At 70.5% G+C, this 15,561-nt stretch carries 14 protein-coding genes; 3 read left to right on the plus strand and 11 right to left on the minus strand.

What is annotated here, in order from left to right; translation table 11 throughout:
* Positions 1-32: 32 nt before the first annotated feature.
* Complete coding sequence (locus NE236_RS01575) at positions 33-128, minus strand: DUF397 domain-containing protein (protein WP_252839940.1); 96 nt, start codon at positions 126-128, stop codon at positions 33-35.
* Positions 125-934 (minus strand): helix-turn-helix domain-containing protein, encoded by an 810-nt coding sequence (locus NE236_RS01580; protein WP_252839941.1) that lies wholly within the window; start codon positions 932-934, stop codon positions 125-127. Before NE236_RS01580 ends, NE236_RS01575 begins: the two co-directional genes overlap by 4 nt.
* Positions 935-1,042: 108 nt before the next feature.
* Between NE236_RS01580 and NE236_RS01585 the strand changes: the two genes are divergently transcribed.
* Positions 1,043-1,486: an ATP-binding protein gene (locus tag NE236_RS01585; protein ID WP_252839942.1), complete on the plus strand. Its 444-nt coding sequence runs from the start codon at positions 1,043-1,045 to the stop codon at positions 1,484-1,486.
* A gap of 486 nt (positions 1,487-1,972) precedes the next feature.
* Here the strand turns inward: NE236_RS01585 and NE236_RS01590 are convergent, their stop codons facing one another.
* On the minus strand, positions 1,973-2,368 hold the full coding sequence (locus tag NE236_RS01590; protein ID WP_252839943.1) for an MmcQ/YjbR family DNA-binding protein: 396 nt from the start codon (positions 2,366-2,368) through the stop codon (positions 1,973-1,975).
* Positions 2,369-2,687: 319 nt separating this feature from the next.
* On the opposite strand from NE236_RS01590, the gene NE236_RS01595 reads away from it, so the two are divergent.
* Positions 2,688-3,473: an SAM-dependent methyltransferase gene (locus NE236_RS01595; protein WP_252839944.1), complete on the plus strand. Its 786-nt coding sequence runs from the start codon at positions 2,688-2,690 to the stop codon at positions 3,471-3,473.
* A gap of 10 nt (positions 3,474-3,483) precedes the next feature.
* Here the strand turns inward: NE236_RS01595 and NE236_RS01600 are convergent, their stop codons facing one another.
* Positions 3,484-4,320 carry an alpha/beta hydrolase gene (locus NE236_RS01600; protein WP_252839945.1) on the minus strand — a complete coding sequence of 279 codons (837 nt, stop codon included), beginning with the start codon at positions 4,318-4,320 and terminating at the stop codon, positions 3,484-3,486.
* A gap of 11 nt (positions 4,321-4,331) precedes the next feature.
* Positions 4,332-5,126, minus strand: a complete 795-nt coding sequence (locus tag NE236_RS01605) for a maleylpyruvate isomerase family mycothiol-dependent enzyme (RefSeq protein ID WP_252839946.1) — start codon at positions 5,124-5,126, stop codon at positions 4,332-4,334.
* Positions 5,127-5,317: 191 nt separating this feature from the next.
* On the opposite strand from NE236_RS01605, the gene NE236_RS01610 reads away from it, so the two are divergent.
* A complete protein-coding gene (locus tag NE236_RS01610; RefSeq protein ID WP_252839947.1) occupies positions 5,318-7,000 on the plus strand; it encodes a PucR family transcriptional regulator in 1,683 nt (560 codons plus the stop codon).
* Between the two features lie 199 nt (positions 7,001-7,199).
* Here the strand turns inward: NE236_RS01610 and NE236_RS01615 are convergent, their stop codons facing one another.
* The 6 genes from NE236_RS01615 to NE236_RS01640 all read right to left on the minus strand — a co-directional run bounded on the left by NE236_RS01615 (position 7,200) and on the right by NE236_RS01640 (position 15,378).
* On the minus strand, positions 7,200-8,756 hold the full coding sequence (locus NE236_RS01615; RefSeq protein ID WP_252839948.1) for an NCS1 family nucleobase:cation symporter-1: 1,557 nt from the start codon (positions 8,754-8,756) through the stop codon (positions 7,200-7,202).
* Between the two features lie 68 nt (positions 8,757-8,824).
* Positions 8,825-9,844 carry a TIGR03842 family LLM class F420-dependent oxidoreductase gene (locus tag NE236_RS01620; protein WP_252839949.1) on the minus strand — a complete coding sequence of 340 codons (1,020 nt, stop codon included), beginning with the start codon at positions 9,842-9,844 and terminating at the stop codon, positions 8,825-8,827.
* 14 nt (positions 9,845-9,858) lie between these two features.
* On the minus strand, positions 9,859-11,265 hold the full coding sequence (gene hydA / locus NE236_RS01625) for a dihydropyrimidinase (RefSeq protein WP_252839950.1): 1,407 nt from the start codon (positions 11,263-11,265) through the stop codon (positions 9,859-9,861).
* A 32-nt stretch (positions 11,266-11,297) separates the two neighbouring features.
* Entirely contained in the window at positions 11,298-12,140 is an 843-nt protein-coding gene (locus NE236_RS01630) for a nitrilase-related carbon-nitrogen hydrolase (RefSeq protein WP_252839951.1), read from the minus strand.
* Between the two features lie 262 nt (positions 12,141-12,402).
* Entirely contained in the window at positions 12,403-13,989 is a 1,587-nt protein-coding gene (locus NE236_RS01635) for an MFS transporter (protein WP_252839952.1), read from the minus strand.
* A 24-nt stretch (positions 13,990-14,013) separates the two neighbouring features.
* Positions 14,014-15,378, minus strand: coding sequence for a hypothetical protein (locus NE236_RS01640; protein WP_252839953.1), 1,365 nt, complete (start codon positions 15,376-15,378; stop codon positions 14,014-14,016).
* Between the last annotated feature and the right edge of the window lie 183 nt (positions 15,379-15,561).

The raw sequence follows: 15,561 nt of genomic DNA on the forward strand, positions 1-15,561 counted from the left end.
CCGCCGAAGCGGGGGCCGTGAATGCGGGAGTGTCAGGCTTGCTCGAACTCGTCGCGCTCACCGGCCGCGACCTCGACGCAGTCGCCGCCCTGCGTCCCGCTGTATGTGCTCTTGCGGAAGTCGATCATGTCATGCGCTCCATGGCCTGTGTGATGAGAGCCCGCGACGGACCTTGGGGAAGGGCATCGGCCCCGATCGTTTCGAACCATACCTTGAACACATCCACCTCCGTGCCGGGAGATACGAGCCGACCTCCGCCGTTGGCTTCCGTGAAGGCGAAGTCCTGGCGGTCCGCCGTTATGATCTTGAAGCTGCCGTCGAGGCCGACGTGCGCCCCGGCGGTGCGTGGCACCACGCGAAGCATGACATTGGGCGACTCGCTGAGCTCCAGGAGCCTTGCGAGTTGGGCGCGCATCACATCCCGTCCGCCCACGGGACGGTCGATCACTCCTTCGTCAAGAAGTACGGAAAGTACCGGCGGGTCTACGCGCGTCAGAACCTTCTGACGGGCTATCCGCTGGTTGACCATGTCATCGAGTCCGCGCGTGCCCCCGGCTATCAGTACGGCGCGAGCGTACTCAGGCGTCTGGAACAGACCGGGTACGAGAAGCGCCTCGTACAGCTTGATCATGGCCGCGCGGACTTCGAGTTGCGTGTACGCCTTGAACCAGTCGGGATCATGCCCGGAGCGGGCGAAGTGGTGTAGACGGTGAAAATGGCCCCCCGTGTCCCATATCTCGTCTAGCTGTGCCGCCTGGCCATCGTTGATCTTGCTAATACCTGACTCGTATCCGTTGATTGTTTGCTTGCGTACGCCGAGTATTTCCCCGAGCTCCGGGAGTGTCATGCTCCGCCGGGTGCGATATAGCCGCAGGTCAAAGGCCATCCAATCCCACAGTGAGTCGTACGGGTTGATTGCGTTCTTGTCGACCACGGGGATCTCCTCGGGTAAGAAATGTCGACCTCGTACGCCATAGGGTAACTCTTTCCCGCCATTATTAGGGGGCAAGTTACGGAGGCCCATCAGGAGATCGGGCGAAACATGGACGTTCTGGACCTGGAGAAGCCGGGGGCGTGGGTTCCCCCGACTGACACCGGAGAACTACGGATCTACCGCGCCGAGCCATCGGCCGCGCGGCTGGCACGGGTATTCGTACGCGAATGCCTCACCGCCTGTGACCGCAAGGACCTCATCGAGAACGCTGAAGAGGTGATCTCGGAGCTTGCAACCAACGCGATACGGCACGGCACCTCCGCGGGAGGCTACTTCGCGGTGCGTTTCGAGTGTCACCGAAAGGGCTGCATCTTCGACGTGATCGACAGATGCCCCAAGGCTATGCCCGTGCTCCGCGACGCCGACGACCTGGACGAGGGCGGCCGGGGGCTGCACCTCGTTGAAGCCCTCACCGACTCATGGGGGTACTTCCGTCGCCCTCTGAAGCAGAACAGGGTTTTCGTGAAGGTGGTGAGAGTCGCCTTCATCTAGAGCAGGAGATGGCGGGGCGATGTGCGTCCGTGACGGGGGATCTGTTCGGCCTCGGTTGCGGAGTGAAGGTCAGGGACTGGTGTGAGCCCTACCTGCCGCCCATAGATTCGGCATCTCCTAGGGCCCCGGTTCGAGGGCGCAAGGCCGTGGCCGAACCGGGGTCACCAAGGGTGCGTAACGCGGAAGATCGCGGACGAAATCCGGTGACCTCAAAAACGTAGAGTCATCGACCGATCGCGGTCTGGGGTTCGACTCCTCCCGCGCCTACAATGGCACGTTAAACCAGTTGGTAGGTAGCAGTTCACCGGCACTACGTACGTCCATACGACGTCTCGTCGTTCACAGCCGGTGGTCGGCTGCTAATCCTGGGAGTTCGAGTCTCCCCGTGCCCCCTGCCCACGCCCCTGCGTTGCCACGCCGATGGTGGCCGTTCACGTCGATCACCGTCACGAGGTGATGGCTATCTCGGCTCCCGGCCGGCTCCGCTCATCCTGGACCTGGGGTGGGCGAATCGGCCGCGGCGTCAAGGTCGCCGACGAGCGTGTCCGGCGTACGCATGCGCCAGGCGTCGGTGACGAGTTCTTCCAGATGGTCGAGGTCCACTTTTTCCAGCCACAGCATGACCAGAGGCATTCCGTCGTAGGCGGGCGTGGTGAAGAAGCGTTCCGGCTCGCCGAGCAGCAACGCCTGCTTCTCCGCCTCGTCGCCGACGTACAGTACGGCGATGTCGGTCCGGATGACGCGCGGCTTACCCGGTCTGCGCTCGGGGTAGGACCAGACGAACCCTTTGCCGGCGACCCGGAAATCGAAGCCGTCGCTGTCGATCTCGACCACGTGAGGTAGCGCAAGCGCCAACCGGCGGACGTCATCGTCGTCAGCCATCGTGGTCGCTCCCGGACGCCGCCTTCTGCACATGTGCAGGCTATCGGCCCAGATACCGCGAACGGGGGCCGAGTTGGGTGGACCTGTCGTAGCCGGACGCCTCCAAGGTACTCGTAGTCGTGATCGACGCTCTGGTCTCGCACGGCCCGAAGTCACTCTCATGCCGCGATGAGTGTGTTTCGCGGAGCTGAGCTGGACAGATACCGCCGTACCGGACTATGCCCGGAACGGCCAGGAATGCCCAGGTTGGCCGTCGCGTGTCCGGACCGGTTTCGCGAAAATGATCACGGTATGTGCAGATCCAGGTGATCATGGAGGGGTGAGCGACGGCAGCGTCATCGACGTGAACACCCCGAGCACTGCACGCATTTACGACTTCCTGCTGGACGGCAAGGACAACTTCGCGGCGGACCGGGAGGCGGCGGCGCGGCTGCTGGAGGCGTCGCCGGGCGCCAAGGCCATGGCGCAGGGGAACCGTCGCTTCATGGTCCGGGCGGTCCGCGTCTTGGCGGAGGCGGGGGTCCGGCAGTTCATCGACCTCGGCACCGGCATCCCCACCTCTCCCAATACGCACGAGGTGGCGCGGCGGATCCACCCGGACGCCCGCGTGGTGTACGTCGACCACGACCCGATCGTGATGGCGCACAACCGGGCGCTGCGGGCCAGGCCCGAGGGCGTCGTTGCGATCGAGGGCGACATCCGCCGGCCGCATGAGATCCTGGACCATCCCGAGGTGCGGGAGCTCATCGACTTCGACCGGCCGGTCGGCGTGCTGTGCCTGGCGGTGCTGCACTTCGTCTCCGACGCGGAGAACCCGGACGGTGTCCTCGCGGCGCTGCGTGCCCGGATGTCGCCCGGCAGCCACCTGGTCATCAGCACGACCTCCTCGGAGGGGTTCTCCGCCGAGGAGGTCGAAGTGATCACAGGGAGCTACACGGGTGTCTCCTCCGGGCTGACTCTGCACTCCCGGGAGCGGGTCGAGCGTTTTTTCGACGGACTGGAACTGCTGGAGCCCGGCGTGGTCGACATCTTCACGTGGCGAGCCGACGAGCCGCTCGTCGCTGGCGGGAAACTGCTGGCCGGCGTCGCCCGCAAGAACGCCTGACCGTCGGCGATCATCCTGCGGGCTCGGATCCGAGGAGACGGGACAGCGCCCCCAGCACGACCGGCCAGGCGTCCGTCAGCGGGTCGATCACCGCGAAGTGGCCGACGCCGGGCAGCTCGGTGAGAGTGCAGTCGTCTCCCGCCGTCTGAGCCGCCCGCGCGTACGACCGCGACTGATCGACCGGGACGGCGTCGTCCGCCGACCCGTGGACCAGCACGGACGGGATCGAGGAGGGCAGCAGCGCCGACGGGTCGGCGAGCGCGGTGCGTTCGGGGAGCCCGGCCGCCGGGCCGCCCAGCAGACCGTCGGCGGCGCCGTTGCTCAGGCCCAGCTCCGACGCCGCGGCGAGGGCGGCCACGGGAGCGAGCGCGACGACGCCGCGCACGGCCGGAGGCTCGGGGAGACGCCAGGTGGCCGACGCGGGCAGGCCTGCGCGAGATGCCGCCCACAGCGCGAGGTGCCCTCCCGCAGAGTGGCCGAGGAGCACGACGTCGCCGATCCCGCCCGGGACGGCCTCGGCCGCGAGCGCCGGCACGGTGTCGACGGCGCGGGCGACGTCGTCGAAGGTGCCCGGCCAGCCGCCCCCGTCCTGCCCGACACGCCGGTACTCGATCGCGGCCGTAGCGAATCCGCGGGAGGCCAGGTCGTCGGCCATCGGGCCGGTGTGCGCCCGGTCGAACCGGGAACGCCAGAAGCCGCCGTGCACGATGACCACGAGCGGAGTCCGCGCCGCGCGGTCGCCCCGGGGGAACCGCAGGTCGGCGACCTGGTCCGGCAGGCGTCCGTAGGCCACCGTGGCGTCCGGAGCGGGCGCCGAGCGGGTCAGGACGTCGGGAGAAGGCCGCATGGTGTGCGAACTCAGAAGCCCGGGAAGACCCGGCGCAGGTCGTCGAGCGTGATCGTGTCCGAGTCGAGCGTGACCGAGTCCGGCGTGTGCGCGGGGGCGTGCCGGCCGGTGACGAGACGGAGCCACCACTCGGCAGGGGCGGTGAGGACCCCGTCGGGCCGGGCGGGGGATTCCGCGAGCGCCACCGCGTCGCGTACGCCGAGGCCGAACGATCGCTCCGGGGCGGTCGTCCGGATCTGGGCGGTCACCTGGCGGCCACCGAGGGCGTCGGGCCTGCCGAGGAAGCCGATCAGCATGCCGGCCTGGTCGATCAGCAGGTCGGTGGCCTCCGGCGCCAGGGTCGCAGCCGGGTCGAACGCGACCTCGATGTCCCAGGCGTGGTGCGTGAACTCGGTGAGGCGCAGGCCCGTCACGGTGGCGAGGTCCACCGGGGCGGGCAGGAACCCCAGATCGACGCGCAACCCTTCCCTGGTCGCAGCGTCGAACTCCTCGCAGCGGGTGACCAGCGTGTCGTTCGAGCGCAGGAACCCCTCGGCCCGTTCGGCCGGCGACATCGCGTCCCACCGAGCCCAGACGGTCTGGTTGAACTCCGCGCCGGGATGGCCCTTGCCGCTCAGCGCGCCGTCGAGAGCGGCGAGGAAGATCTCGGCGCCGCTGCCCAGGTGGCTCAGCACCTGGGAGACGTCCCACTCGGACGCTCCCGACGGGCGGGCGAGGTCGGCGTCGCCGAACCCGCGCACGCGGGCGGCCAGCCGGTCGTAGCCGGTGCGCAGCGCCTTGATGTTCCGGTCGGCCCGCTCTGTCATCCTCGGTCTCCCAACGGTGTCGTGATCGTACGGGGCATAACGAGAGCCATCATGTCACCGAGGCCTCCCCCGAGATTGAGATCCCCGGCCCGACGTCCCTTTGGCGGCCCTTGAGGGTGGGCATTCCGTGAGACCCGGGCATAGTCTCTCCCTCATCGCCTTGTGAACTGGTGAAGGAGCAGGTCGGCGGCGTGAGCGAGCAGACACCGACACCGGCCGTCCGGCAGGCGGAGACCACGGCCGCCCGGCTCACGGTCCGTGACGTGCTGGGCCTGGACCTGGTGGTGACGTGGGGGCCGGAGGTCGTGGCGGGCGCCGCGCACCTCGACCGTCCGGTGCGCTGGCTGCACGTCGCCGAGGCGACGGACGTCGCCGTCATGCTGGCCGGCGGGGAGATGGTGCTGACCACCGGCCTGCTGCTGGCCGGGGACGACCAGGCACAGGTCGACTACATCGAGTCCATGCGGCGCGCGGAGGTCGCCGCGGTCGTGCTCGGCCTCGGCCGCGCGTTCCGGACCACGCCCGAATCCATGCGCCGGGCGGCGGAGCGATGCGGGGTGCCGCTGATCGTCCTGCACCGGCCGGCGCCGTTCGTCCGGCTGACTGAGGAGGTCCACTCGCGGCTGCTGTACGGCAGGTTCGCGGCCCTCAACCTGTCCGACAACATCCGGTCCTCGCTCACCGCGCTGAACCTGTCCGGAGCCACGCTGCAGCAGCTGCTCGACGAGATCGCCTGTTACGGCGGCTGCCCGGTCGTGCTGGTCAACCTGGCCCAGCGGGTTCTCGCCTCGGCCGGTGACCGGGCGTCGCTGAGCGAGCTGCTGCGCGACTGGGACCGCGTGTCCCGGCAGGTCGCCGAGCTGGCGGGAAGCGGACCCGTCACCGTCGAACCCGACGGGTGGATCGTCGTCGACCTGGAGGCGCGCGGCCGGCGGTGGGGCCGTCTGGTGTTCTTCGGGTACGCCGGTTCGGAGGAGTTCGGGCAGCTCCTGGCTGCTCGGGCGGCCGAGGCACTCGCGATGCACCGCCTGCTGGGCGACCGTGACCACGGCTGGGAGGAACAGGCCGCAGAGGCGTTGCTGCTGGACCTGGCCTCCGGCGCCGCCCGGCCCGAGCAGCTGTTCACCCGCGTACGCGCCGCCGGGTTGCCCGTGAACCGCCGCACGTTCGTGCCCCTGGTGGTCCGCCTCCTCGACGACGGCTCCGTGGAGACCGAGCGGGACGACACCCCGGAGGTGATCGACCGGGCGGTGTCGGAGACCCCGGAGGTCGCGGGGCTCGTGGCCCGGATCGGCCCGGAGGGCACGGCCGCGCTGCTGAGCATCCCGTACGGAGAGGACTCCGACGCCGCCGTGTGCCGCGTCGCGGTGCGCGTCCGGGAGTCGCTGGCCCTGCGCGGGCGGCAGGCGGTGATCGGTGCCGGATTCGCCTGCTCGGTGCTGGACGAGGTGCGCCGCTCCTTCGTCGAGGCGGTGCACGTCGCCGACGCGGCGGTGGCGGCGCCGCACGGCGGGCCGGTCGCCCGGCTGGGCGACGTGCGGCTGCGGGGGCTGGTGCGGCTCCTGCGGGACGACCCGGAGCTGCAGGGCTTCATCGAACGCGAGCTCGGCCCGCTGCTGGAGAACCCCTCACTGCTCGGCGTGCTCCGCACGTACATGGAGGCGGGCCGCAACAAGTCCCTCGCCGCCCAGGCGCTCCATATCAGCCGCCCGACCCTCTACCGCCGACTGCAGCGCATCGAGGTGCTGCTCGGCATCGACCTGGAGGACTGGGAACGCCTCACCTCCCTGTACGTCGCCCTCCTCGCCCACGAGGGCCAGCGCGCGACCGGTCTCGCGCCCCTCCCGCCGCGCTCTGACACGCGCCCGCTGTAGTGCCGCGTTGGTCGCGTTTCGCGACGGTGTGGTTGATCCCCGCCTGGCTTCCACGGTCGGCGGCTGATCCCCTGTGCGTGCGGAATGCTCGGTGATCGCGGGAGCGAACCGGGGCGAACATGTCGCGACCGTCTCCTGGCTTCGGCCTTCACCGAGCATTCCGTCCGGGCGCGAGGCCCGGGGTGCCGCACCCCGCGAGCTAGGCCGGAGCGCCCTCGACAGGGGCGGGGGTCACGGCGCGGCCGGTGGCCGGGAACAGGCGGGTCAGCAGGACGTACAGCAGGAGCGCCGACGCCAGGCCCACGGCCCAGCCGTAGTCGGCCAGTGGTTTGAGCGGCGGGATCAGTCCGTCGGCCGGGAACGGGCCGGTGCCGGGCGCCGAGTACGAGCCGCCGATGGCCAGGACGCCGCCGACGGCGAACGCCGCGACGGCGCGCCAGTTCCAGCCGCCGCTGTACCAGTAGCGGCCCTCGGACCGGTACAGGTCGGGGAGGTCCAGGCGGGTGCGGCGCAGCACCCAGTAGTCGGCGATGAGGATCCCGGCGACGGTGCCGAGCAGGCCGCCGACCGTGCCGAGCCAGGTGAAGATGTACGCCTGCGGGCTGGCCAGCAGCCTCCACGGGAAGATCACCACACCGATGACCGCCGTGATCAGGGCGCCGGTGCGGAAGGTGACGTGACGTGGCGCGATGTTGGACAGGTCGAACGCGGGCGAGACGACGTTGGCTGCGATGTTGACCGAGAGGGTCGCGATGAGCACGGTCACCAGGGCGTAGAGGATGCCGGCCCAGTTGTCGAGCTTCGCGGTGAGCTCGATCGGGTCCCAGATGGCCTTGCCGTACACCGCCTGCGAGCCCGAGGTCACCAGCACCGACAGGAGCGCGAACGCGGTCATCGTGGTGGGCAGGCCGAGGGCCTGGCCCCAGAACTGCGCGCGCTGGTTCGCGCCGTACCGCGTGAAGTCGGGGATGTTCAGCGACAGCGTGGACCAGAAGCCGATCATGCCCATGAGGGCCGGGAAGAAGACCTTCCAGAAGCCCGCGCCCCACCCGAGTTTCGACGGCTGGTCCACGATCGGGCCGAACCCGCCCGCCTTGACGCTCATCCAGATCAGTAGCGCGATCGCCCCGACGATGACGAACGGCGCCGCCCAGTTCTCGAAGCGGCGCAGCGTCTCCATGCCGCGCATGATGATGCCGATCTGCAGCGCCCAGAACAGCGCGAAGGACAGCCACTGCGTCCAGGGATAGCCGCCGACGTGGGCGGAGCCGGTCCACCAGTCGCCCAGGAGCTTGCCGGCCAGCAGGAAGATGCCGGACCCGCCGATCCAGGTCTGGATGCCGAACCAGGCGCAGGCGACGGCGGCGCGGACCAGCGCGGGGAGGTTCGCCCCGCGGATCCCGAAGGAGGCGCGCGCGAACACGGGGAACGGGATGCCGTAGCGCGGCCCGGCGTGGCCGGTGAGCAGCATCGGAACGAGGACGATGAGGTTGGCCAGGGCGATGGTGAACACCGCCTGCTTCCAGTCCATGCCGAGCGCGACCAGGCTGGAGGCGAGCGTCCATGAGGCGAGGTTGTGGGCCATGCCGACCCATAGCGCGGTGAAGTTGTAAGTCGTCCACTTCCGCTTGGCGATCGGGACGGGCAGCAGGTCCTCGTTGGCGTACGGGCCGGTGGGGGCGGCCACGCCGGCGGGGAGCTCGACGCGGCCGCCGGAGAAAGCGGGATCGGCGGGCGGTGGCGAGGTGGCGGTCATGGGCGGCTCCTCGGGGAGGGGCAGGGACAAGGGCAATGCCTGTGGAGTGGTCGCCGGCCGCGCCGGGGTCAGCCGGTCAGGGCGGGAATGATCGTCTTGCCGTAGGCGTCGATGGTCGTCTCCTTGGCGTCGTGCATGGCGTAGACGGCGAACTGGTCGACGCCCAGCGCCCGCAGCGCCGCGAGCTTGTCGAGGTGCGCCTCGGCCGGGCCGATCAGGCAGAACCGGTCGACGATCTCGTCCGGGACGAACGCGGTGTCCGGGTTTCCCGAACGGCCGTGATGGGCGTAGTCGTATCCCTGGCGGGCCTTGATGTAGGTGGTGAGCTCGACGGGCACGAGTGAGGACGACTCGCCGTACCTGCTCACCAGGTCGGCGACGTGGTTGCCGACCATGCCGCCGAACCAGCGGCACTGGTCGCGGGCGTGGGCGAGGGCCTCGGGTGAGTCGTCGGCGGTGACGTACGCCGGGGCGGCGACGCAGATGGTGACGTCGGCCGGGTCGCGGCCGGCGGCGGCCGCCGCGTCCCTGACGGCCTTGACCATCCACTCGGTGAGGTACACGTCGGCGAGCTGCAGGATGAAGCCGTCGGCCTTCGCGCCGGTGAGGGCGAGGGCCTTCGGCCCGTACGCCGCCATCCAGACCGGCAGCCGGGCGCCCTCCTGCACCCAGGGGATGCGGATCGAGGTGCCGTCGACCTCGGCCGCACGCCCCTCCGCGAGCTCGCGGATCACGTGCATGGCCTCCTCGACCACGGCCAGGGTGTTCGGCCGCCGGCCCGCCACCCGCATCGCGGAGTCGCCCCGGCCGATGCCGCACACCGTGCGGTCACCGAACATGGAGTTCAGGGTCGCGAACGTCGAGGCGGTGACCTCCCACGTCCGGGTGCCGGGGTTCGTGACCATCGGGCCGACGATCAGCCGCTCGGTCTGCGCCAGGATCTGGCTGTAGATCACGAACGGCTCCTGCCACAGCACGGCGGAGTCGAAGGTCCACCCGTAGGTGAAGCCGCCTCGCTCGGCGCGGCGCATCAGCTCGATCACGGCCGAGGCGGGCGGATCGGTCTGCAGGACGAGTCCGAACTCCATGAGGCGCGCCTTTCTCAGCCGAGGTACTGGCAGGTCTCGCGGGCGATGTACCGGCCGTGACCGGCCCGGCCGGTGTAGGACCGGTCGTCGACGACGACCTCGCCGCGCGACAGGACGGTCTGGACCCGGCCGGTGACGGTCCGCCCCTCGTACGCCGAGTAGTCGACGTTCATGTGGTGGGTCTCGGCCGACAGGACCTGGGCGGCGTCCGGGTCGTAGATCACGATGTCGGCGTCCGCGCCGGGCGCGATCGTGCCCTTGCGGGGATACAGGCCGAACATCCGGGCCGGCGTGGCGCAGGCGATCTCGATCCAGCGGCGCCGGGAGATGTGACCGTCGACGACCGCCTGGTGGAGCAGGTCCATGCGGTTCTCCACGCCCGGCAGACCGTTCGGGATCTTGGAGAAGTCGCCGAGGCCGAGTTCCTTCTGGCCCTTGAAGCAGAAGGGGCAGTGGTCGGTGGAGACCACCTGCAGGTCGTTGGTCCGCAGGCCCCGCCACAGGTACGCCTGGTGCTCCCTGGGCCGCAGCGGCGTCGAGCAGACGTACTTCGCACCCTCGAAGTCCGGCTCGGCGAGGTTGTCGGTGGACAGGAAGAGGTACTGCGGGCAGGTCTCGCCAAAGACGTTCAGGCCCATGTCGCGGGCCTGCGCGAGCTCGGCGACGGCCTCCTGGGCCGACACGTGCACGACGTACAGCGGCGCTCCGGCGACGCGGGCCAGCTGGATCGCGCGGTGCGTGGCCTCGGCCTCCAGCAGCGTGTGGCGGACCTCACCGTGGTAGCGCGGGTCGGTACGACCGGCGGCCAGGGCCTGCTCGACCAGCACGTCGATGGCGATGCCGTTCTCGGCGTGCATCATGATCAGGCCGCCGTTGCCGGCAGAGCGCTGCATGGCACGCAGGATCTTGCCGTCGTCGCTGTAGAAGACGCCGGGGTAGGCCATGAACAGCTTGAAACTGGTGACGCCCTCGTCGACCAGGCCGTCCATCTCCTTCAGCGTGTCCTCGTTCACGTCGGAGAGGATCATGTGGAAGGCGTAGTCGACGGCGCACCGCCCGTCGGCCTTGGCGTGCCAGGCGTCGAGTCCGCTGCGCAACGACTCCCCGACGGTCTGCACGGCGAAGTCCACGATCGTGGTGGTGCCGCCCCACGCGGCGGCGCGCGTGCCCGTCTCGAACGTGTCGGAGGCGAAGGTGCCGCCGAACGGGAGCTCCATGTGGGTGTGCGCGTCCACGCCCCCCGGGATGACGTACCTGCCGGTGGCGTCGATGACGCGGTCGGCGGACTCCGCCCAGGCGCGCGCGACCTCGCTGTCACGCGCGGCGAGCGCGGTGACCCGGCCCGCCTCGATGAGGATGTCGGCGTTCGTCTCGTCGGCGGCGGTGATGACCAGCCCGCCGCGGATCACGGTGGTCCCCATGCGGCTGCCTCCTTCTTCTTCGGCTCGGCCGGTCACTGCGCGATGAGCGGGCCATAGGCGTCCGGGCGGCGGTCCCGGTAGAACGCCCACTGCTGTCGGACCTCGTCGATCAGGCCGAAGTCCAGGTCGCGGACGACCAGTTCCTCCTCCTTGCCGGAGGCGACGTCCCCGACGAACTGGCCGCGCGGATCGACGAAGTAGCTCGTGCCGTAGAAGTCGTTGTCGCCGTACTCCTCCACCCCGACCCGGTTGATCGCGGCGACGAAGTATTCGTTGGCGACGGCCGCTGCGGGCTGCTCCAGCTTCCACAGGTACGACGACAGGCCCCGGTGGGTCGCCGACGGGTTGTACACGAGCTGGGCACCGGCCAGGCCGAGGGCACGCCAGCCCTCCGGGAAGTGCCGGTCGTAACAGATGTAGACGCCGACGCGGCCGACGGCCGTGTCGAACACCGGCCAGCCGAGGTTGCCGGGCCGGAAGTAGAACTTCTCCCAGAAGCCCTTCACCTGCGGGATGTGGTGCTTGCGGTACTTGCCGAGGTAGGTGCCGTCGGCGTCGATGACGGCGGCGGTGTTGTAGTAGAACCCCGACTGCTCGACCTCGAAGACGGGCACGACCATGACCATGCCGGTCTCGCGGGCGAGCGCACTCATTCGCTGCACGGTCGGGCCGTCCGGCACCGGCTCGGCCCACCGATAGTGCTCGGGGTCCTGCACCTGGCAGAAGTACGGAGCGTTGAAGACCTCCTGGAAACCGATGACCTTCGCGCCCTGCGCGGCGGCCGCGCGGGCGTGCTCCTCATGCTTGGCGATCATCGTTTCGGTGTCCCCGGTCCAGGTCGCCTGGACAAGGGCTGCGCGCACTGTCGGGCTCATCGGGTCTTCCCTTCGGAAACGGAAATCCATGCCCCTATGACGCAGACGCTACGAGCCCGTCGATACGACGTACAGTGCCACGCTGTAACGCGATCAGCCTACGGTGTTCCATCGCGTCACCTGCGGAGACGCGGTCCAGGTGAGTGTTGCGAACGACGGCCTGCCCGGTGAATTCCACGTTTCTCAGTCGATGAGAACGACCCGCCGTACGCGGGCTGCCGGTGCAGGGTTCACGCGAGCCCGGACGAGGGGCGCGGTCGTGTCACGCGGGGGCAGGGGTCTCCGCCGCCGAGGGGCTGTCGCCGGCCTCGGCCCGCCGTTCCCCGCCGCGCAGGGCGAGGAGCGCCAGCAGGCAGGAGACCAGCGCCGCCGCCCCGCAGACGACGAAGCCGATCGCATAGCCGTGTCCCAGGGCGTCCAGCGCGATGGGCGACGCGCCGCCGGGCGGCGACGAGGGCGGGACGGAGTTGACCGCCAGCGGGCCGCCCTCGGCGGCGACATGCCCGGCGGCGGCCTTGACCTGCGGGCTCAGCGCCGACGACGCCAGGCCGGTGGTGAACTGCGACGCGGCCCGGCTCAGCGCGATCGCGCCGATCACCGCGGGCCCCAGGGTGAACCCGAAGTCGCGCAGCAGGCTCGTCGCGGCGCTGGCCATGCCGGCGTAGTGGATCGGCACCGTGTTGACCGCGGTGACGGTGATGGAGGAGACGGTCAGCGCGAAACCGACGCCGACCAGGCCCAGCGGCAGCACGAGAGAGGTCAGGGCCCGGTCGGAGACGGGCAGTGTCGCGGCGGCGAAGTCGCCGGCCGCCATGAGCGCCAGGCCGATCGTGAGGATCCAGCGGCCGGCCATCCGTTCGAGCAGCCGGGAGGTCACGGGCAGCAGCACCAGCGCCAGGCCGTTGAGCAGCAGGAACGCGACCGAGGAGCGCAGCGGGCTCTGGTGCTGGATCGGGCCGAGCCGGATGCTCGTCGCGTATGCCGTGCCGAGGAAGCTGAACATGCCGACCACCGCGACGAACGACGCGATCGCGAACGCGCGGTTGGCGAACAGGTCGAGCCGCAGCAGAGGGGAGCGGGCCCGGCGCTCGGCGACGATGAACAGCACCACGAAGGCCGCCGCGACGACGAACGCGGTGATCACCGGAGCGGAGCCCCAGCCGTCGGTCGGTCCCTGGATCACCGCGTACAGCAGCGCGAACAGGCCGATGCCGATGGTGACCTGGCCGCCCAGGTCCAGCGAGCGCCCTTCGGGCGCGCTGGAATCCACGGCCAGCAGCAGGCTCACCAGGGTGCTGACGGCGGCGATCAGCGTCACCACGACGAAGGCCCACCGCCAGGACCCGTAGTTGCCGGTGATGCCGCCGAGCACCGGCGCGATGAAGCCGCCGGTGGACAGCGACGCCGCCCACGTCGCGATGGCGCGGGACCGGGACTGGTGGGTGCGGGTCCCGGCGGCCACCATGGCCAGCGAGGTCGGGAAGAGCGCGGCCGCGCCCAGGCCGGCGATCGCCTGCCCGGCCCACAGCAGGTGGACGCCGTGGCCGGCGGCGGCGACGATCTCCCCGACGACGATCAGGGACGATCCGCCGACCAGCAGCCGTTTGCGGCCGAAGAGGTCGCCGAGCACGCCGAAGGTCAGTTCGAGTACGGTCACCGGCAGCAGGAAGGCGTCGGAGATCCAGGTGAGCTGTGACCCGATCGGGTGAAGGTCCTCCTGGAACAGGCCGTTGAGGGTGGCGGGGATGGCGAGGGCGATCTGGGCGAGGCAGACGGCGAGGCAGCCCGCGATGAGCGTGCCGAGCGGGAGTCTGGCCGGCCCCGGGTCGGGGTGTTCGCGCAGCGACATGGGTGTTCCCGGTGTGGAGAAGGGTCAGGAGCTGCGGACGCCGACGAGGCGGCCGGGCCGGTAGGGGACGAAGGCGGCGCCGCCGAGATCGAGCGACAGCGCGGCGCGCTGCAGGGCGGCGGGTTCGGTGACCCCGTCCCAGCGGCGGGTCGTGACGCGATGGTCGATCGCGTGCACGGCCGCCACCGTTTCGGCGGTGGTGAAGGCGCAGTGGCCCTGACGGGCGACGTACGCCTGCCGGAGCAGCGCGCCGTCGCCCGCCGCGCGGACCCGGGCGGCGAAGGCGGTCTCCTGCTGGACGGGGACGAGCTGGTCGGAGGTGGTGTGCAGGTCGAGCAGCGGCACCGCGAGGCGCTGTCCCGCCGTGGAGGTCGCCGTCAGCGTGCGACGCGCCCGCGGATCGGCGTACAGGTGCGCGCCCCGGGTCAGCGTGGTCAGGTCGGCGCGCAGATCCAGGCCCGCCTCGCGGTACAGGGCCCGCACCTCGGCGGCGTGCTCGGACCCGCGCAGCAGCTCGGCGTAGTCGAGGCCGGCGTTCCAGGACGTGTTGCCGCCCGCGGACTGTTCGATGGACCAGCGGCCGTTCTCGATGAAGGCGAGCAGCCCCTGGCTCAGCCAGGCGTACTGCTGCGCCTCCTGTCCCTCGGCGTCGCCCACGGCGGGCGGGTTCTGGCCCGGAGCCCAGTCGGCCAGGTTGAGGTACGCGGCGGCGAGCCCGATCCTGGCCCGACCCTGCGGAGTGACCTGCGCGGCGGTGACGGCGCCGGTCAGCCGCAGTGCGGTCGCGGCGGCCGCGAGGCCGTCGGTGAATCCGGTGAGCCGTACGTCCTGGCCGGGCAGCAGCAGGGAGGCGATGGCGTACTCGGCGTCGTACTGGTAGTCGTCCAGGTCGACCCCGCCGGCCACCAGTCCGCACAGCCCGAGGGCGCCGTCCACGCGGCCCGCCCCGTCGCGGGCGATGCGAGCGTTGACCAGCCCGCCCATGGACTGCCCGACCGACAGGGTGCGGGCCGGCCGGGCGACGGTACGGGTGAAGGCGTCCAGGGTGGCGAACTGGTCGCGTTCGGCGCTGCTCAGCGCCCACCAGGAGCCGTGCGGGTCGTACGAGGAGCCGGCGAGCGCGTATCCCTCGGCGAGGAGGGCGGTGCGCGCGTCGTCGGAGGGGGCGTCCTGCGCCACGGTCGGGCCGTAACCGTGGCTGAACAGCAGGAGCGTGCCGTTCCAGCGGGCCGGAAGGTCCGCGACCCAGGTGGCGCCGTCGGCGAGGGTGCCGGTGGGGTGGGACGGGGTGGTGGCCGTGGCGGCGGACGCGCCTCCGGTCAGGGCGGCGGCGCCGAGGGCGAGAGCGGCGCCGAGGGCGGTGGGGATGCGAAGGAGGCGTCGAGGCACGGAAGTGCTCCGTTCTCGGGCGGGGTGTGTCGTGGGACACATGGAGGAACGGCCTCGAATGTAGGGCTGTTTTTTTACTGCAGTCAAGAGTATGCCGAACGTCGTCTCTCGGTGGTCCGCCCCGGTCCCGGCGCGCGATCCCCGGCGCGTCGCGGGGTGAGCCTCACAGATCGAGGACCAGAC

Origin of the sequence: Actinoallomurus purpureus, assembly GCF_024055795.1 — a bacterium.
GTDB lineage: Bacteria > Actinomycetota > Actinomycetes > Streptosporangiales > Streptosporangiaceae > Actinoallomurus > Actinoallomurus purpureus.

Bases quoted from the DNA above. Each gene is read 5' to 3' on its own strand.
- NE236_RS01575 (WP_252839940.1), bottom strand. From the start codon at position 128: ATGATCGACTTCCGCAAGAGCACATACAGCGGGACGCAGGGCGGCGAC.
- NE236_RS01585 (WP_252839942.1), top strand. From the start codon at position 1,043: ATGGACGTTCTGGACCTGGAGAAGCCGGGGGCGTGGGTTCCCCCGACT.
- NE236_RS01590 (WP_252839943.1), bottom strand. From the start codon at position 2,368: ATGGCTGACGACGATGACGTCCGCCGGTTGGCGCTTGCGCTACCTCAC.
- NE236_RS01600 (WP_252839945.1), bottom strand. From the start codon at position 4,320: ATGCGGCCTTCTCCCGACGTCCTGACCCGCTCGGCGCCCGCTCCGGAC.
- NE236_RS01605 (WP_252839946.1), bottom strand. From the start codon at position 5,126: ATGACAGAGCGGGCCGACCGGAACATCAAGGCGCTGCGCACCGGCTAC.
- NE236_RS01615 (WP_252839948.1), bottom strand. From the start codon at position 8,756: ATGACCGCCACCTCGCCACCGCCCGCCGATCCCGCTTTCTCCGGCGGC.
- NE236_RS01620 (WP_252839949.1), bottom strand. From the start codon at position 9,844: ATGGAGTTCGGACTCGTCCTGCAGACCGATCCGCCCGCCTCGGCCGTG.
- hydA (WP_252839950.1), bottom strand. From the start codon at position 11,265: ATGGGGACCACCGTGATCCGCGGCGGGCTGGTCATCACCGCCGCCGAC.
- NE236_RS01630 (WP_252839951.1), bottom strand. From the start codon at position 12,140: ATGAGCCCGACAGTGCGCGCAGCCCTTGTCCAGGCGACCTGGACCGGG.
- NE236_RS01635 (WP_252839952.1), bottom strand. From the start codon at position 13,989: ATGTCGCTGCGCGAACACCCCGACCCGGGGCCGGCCAGACTCCCGCTC.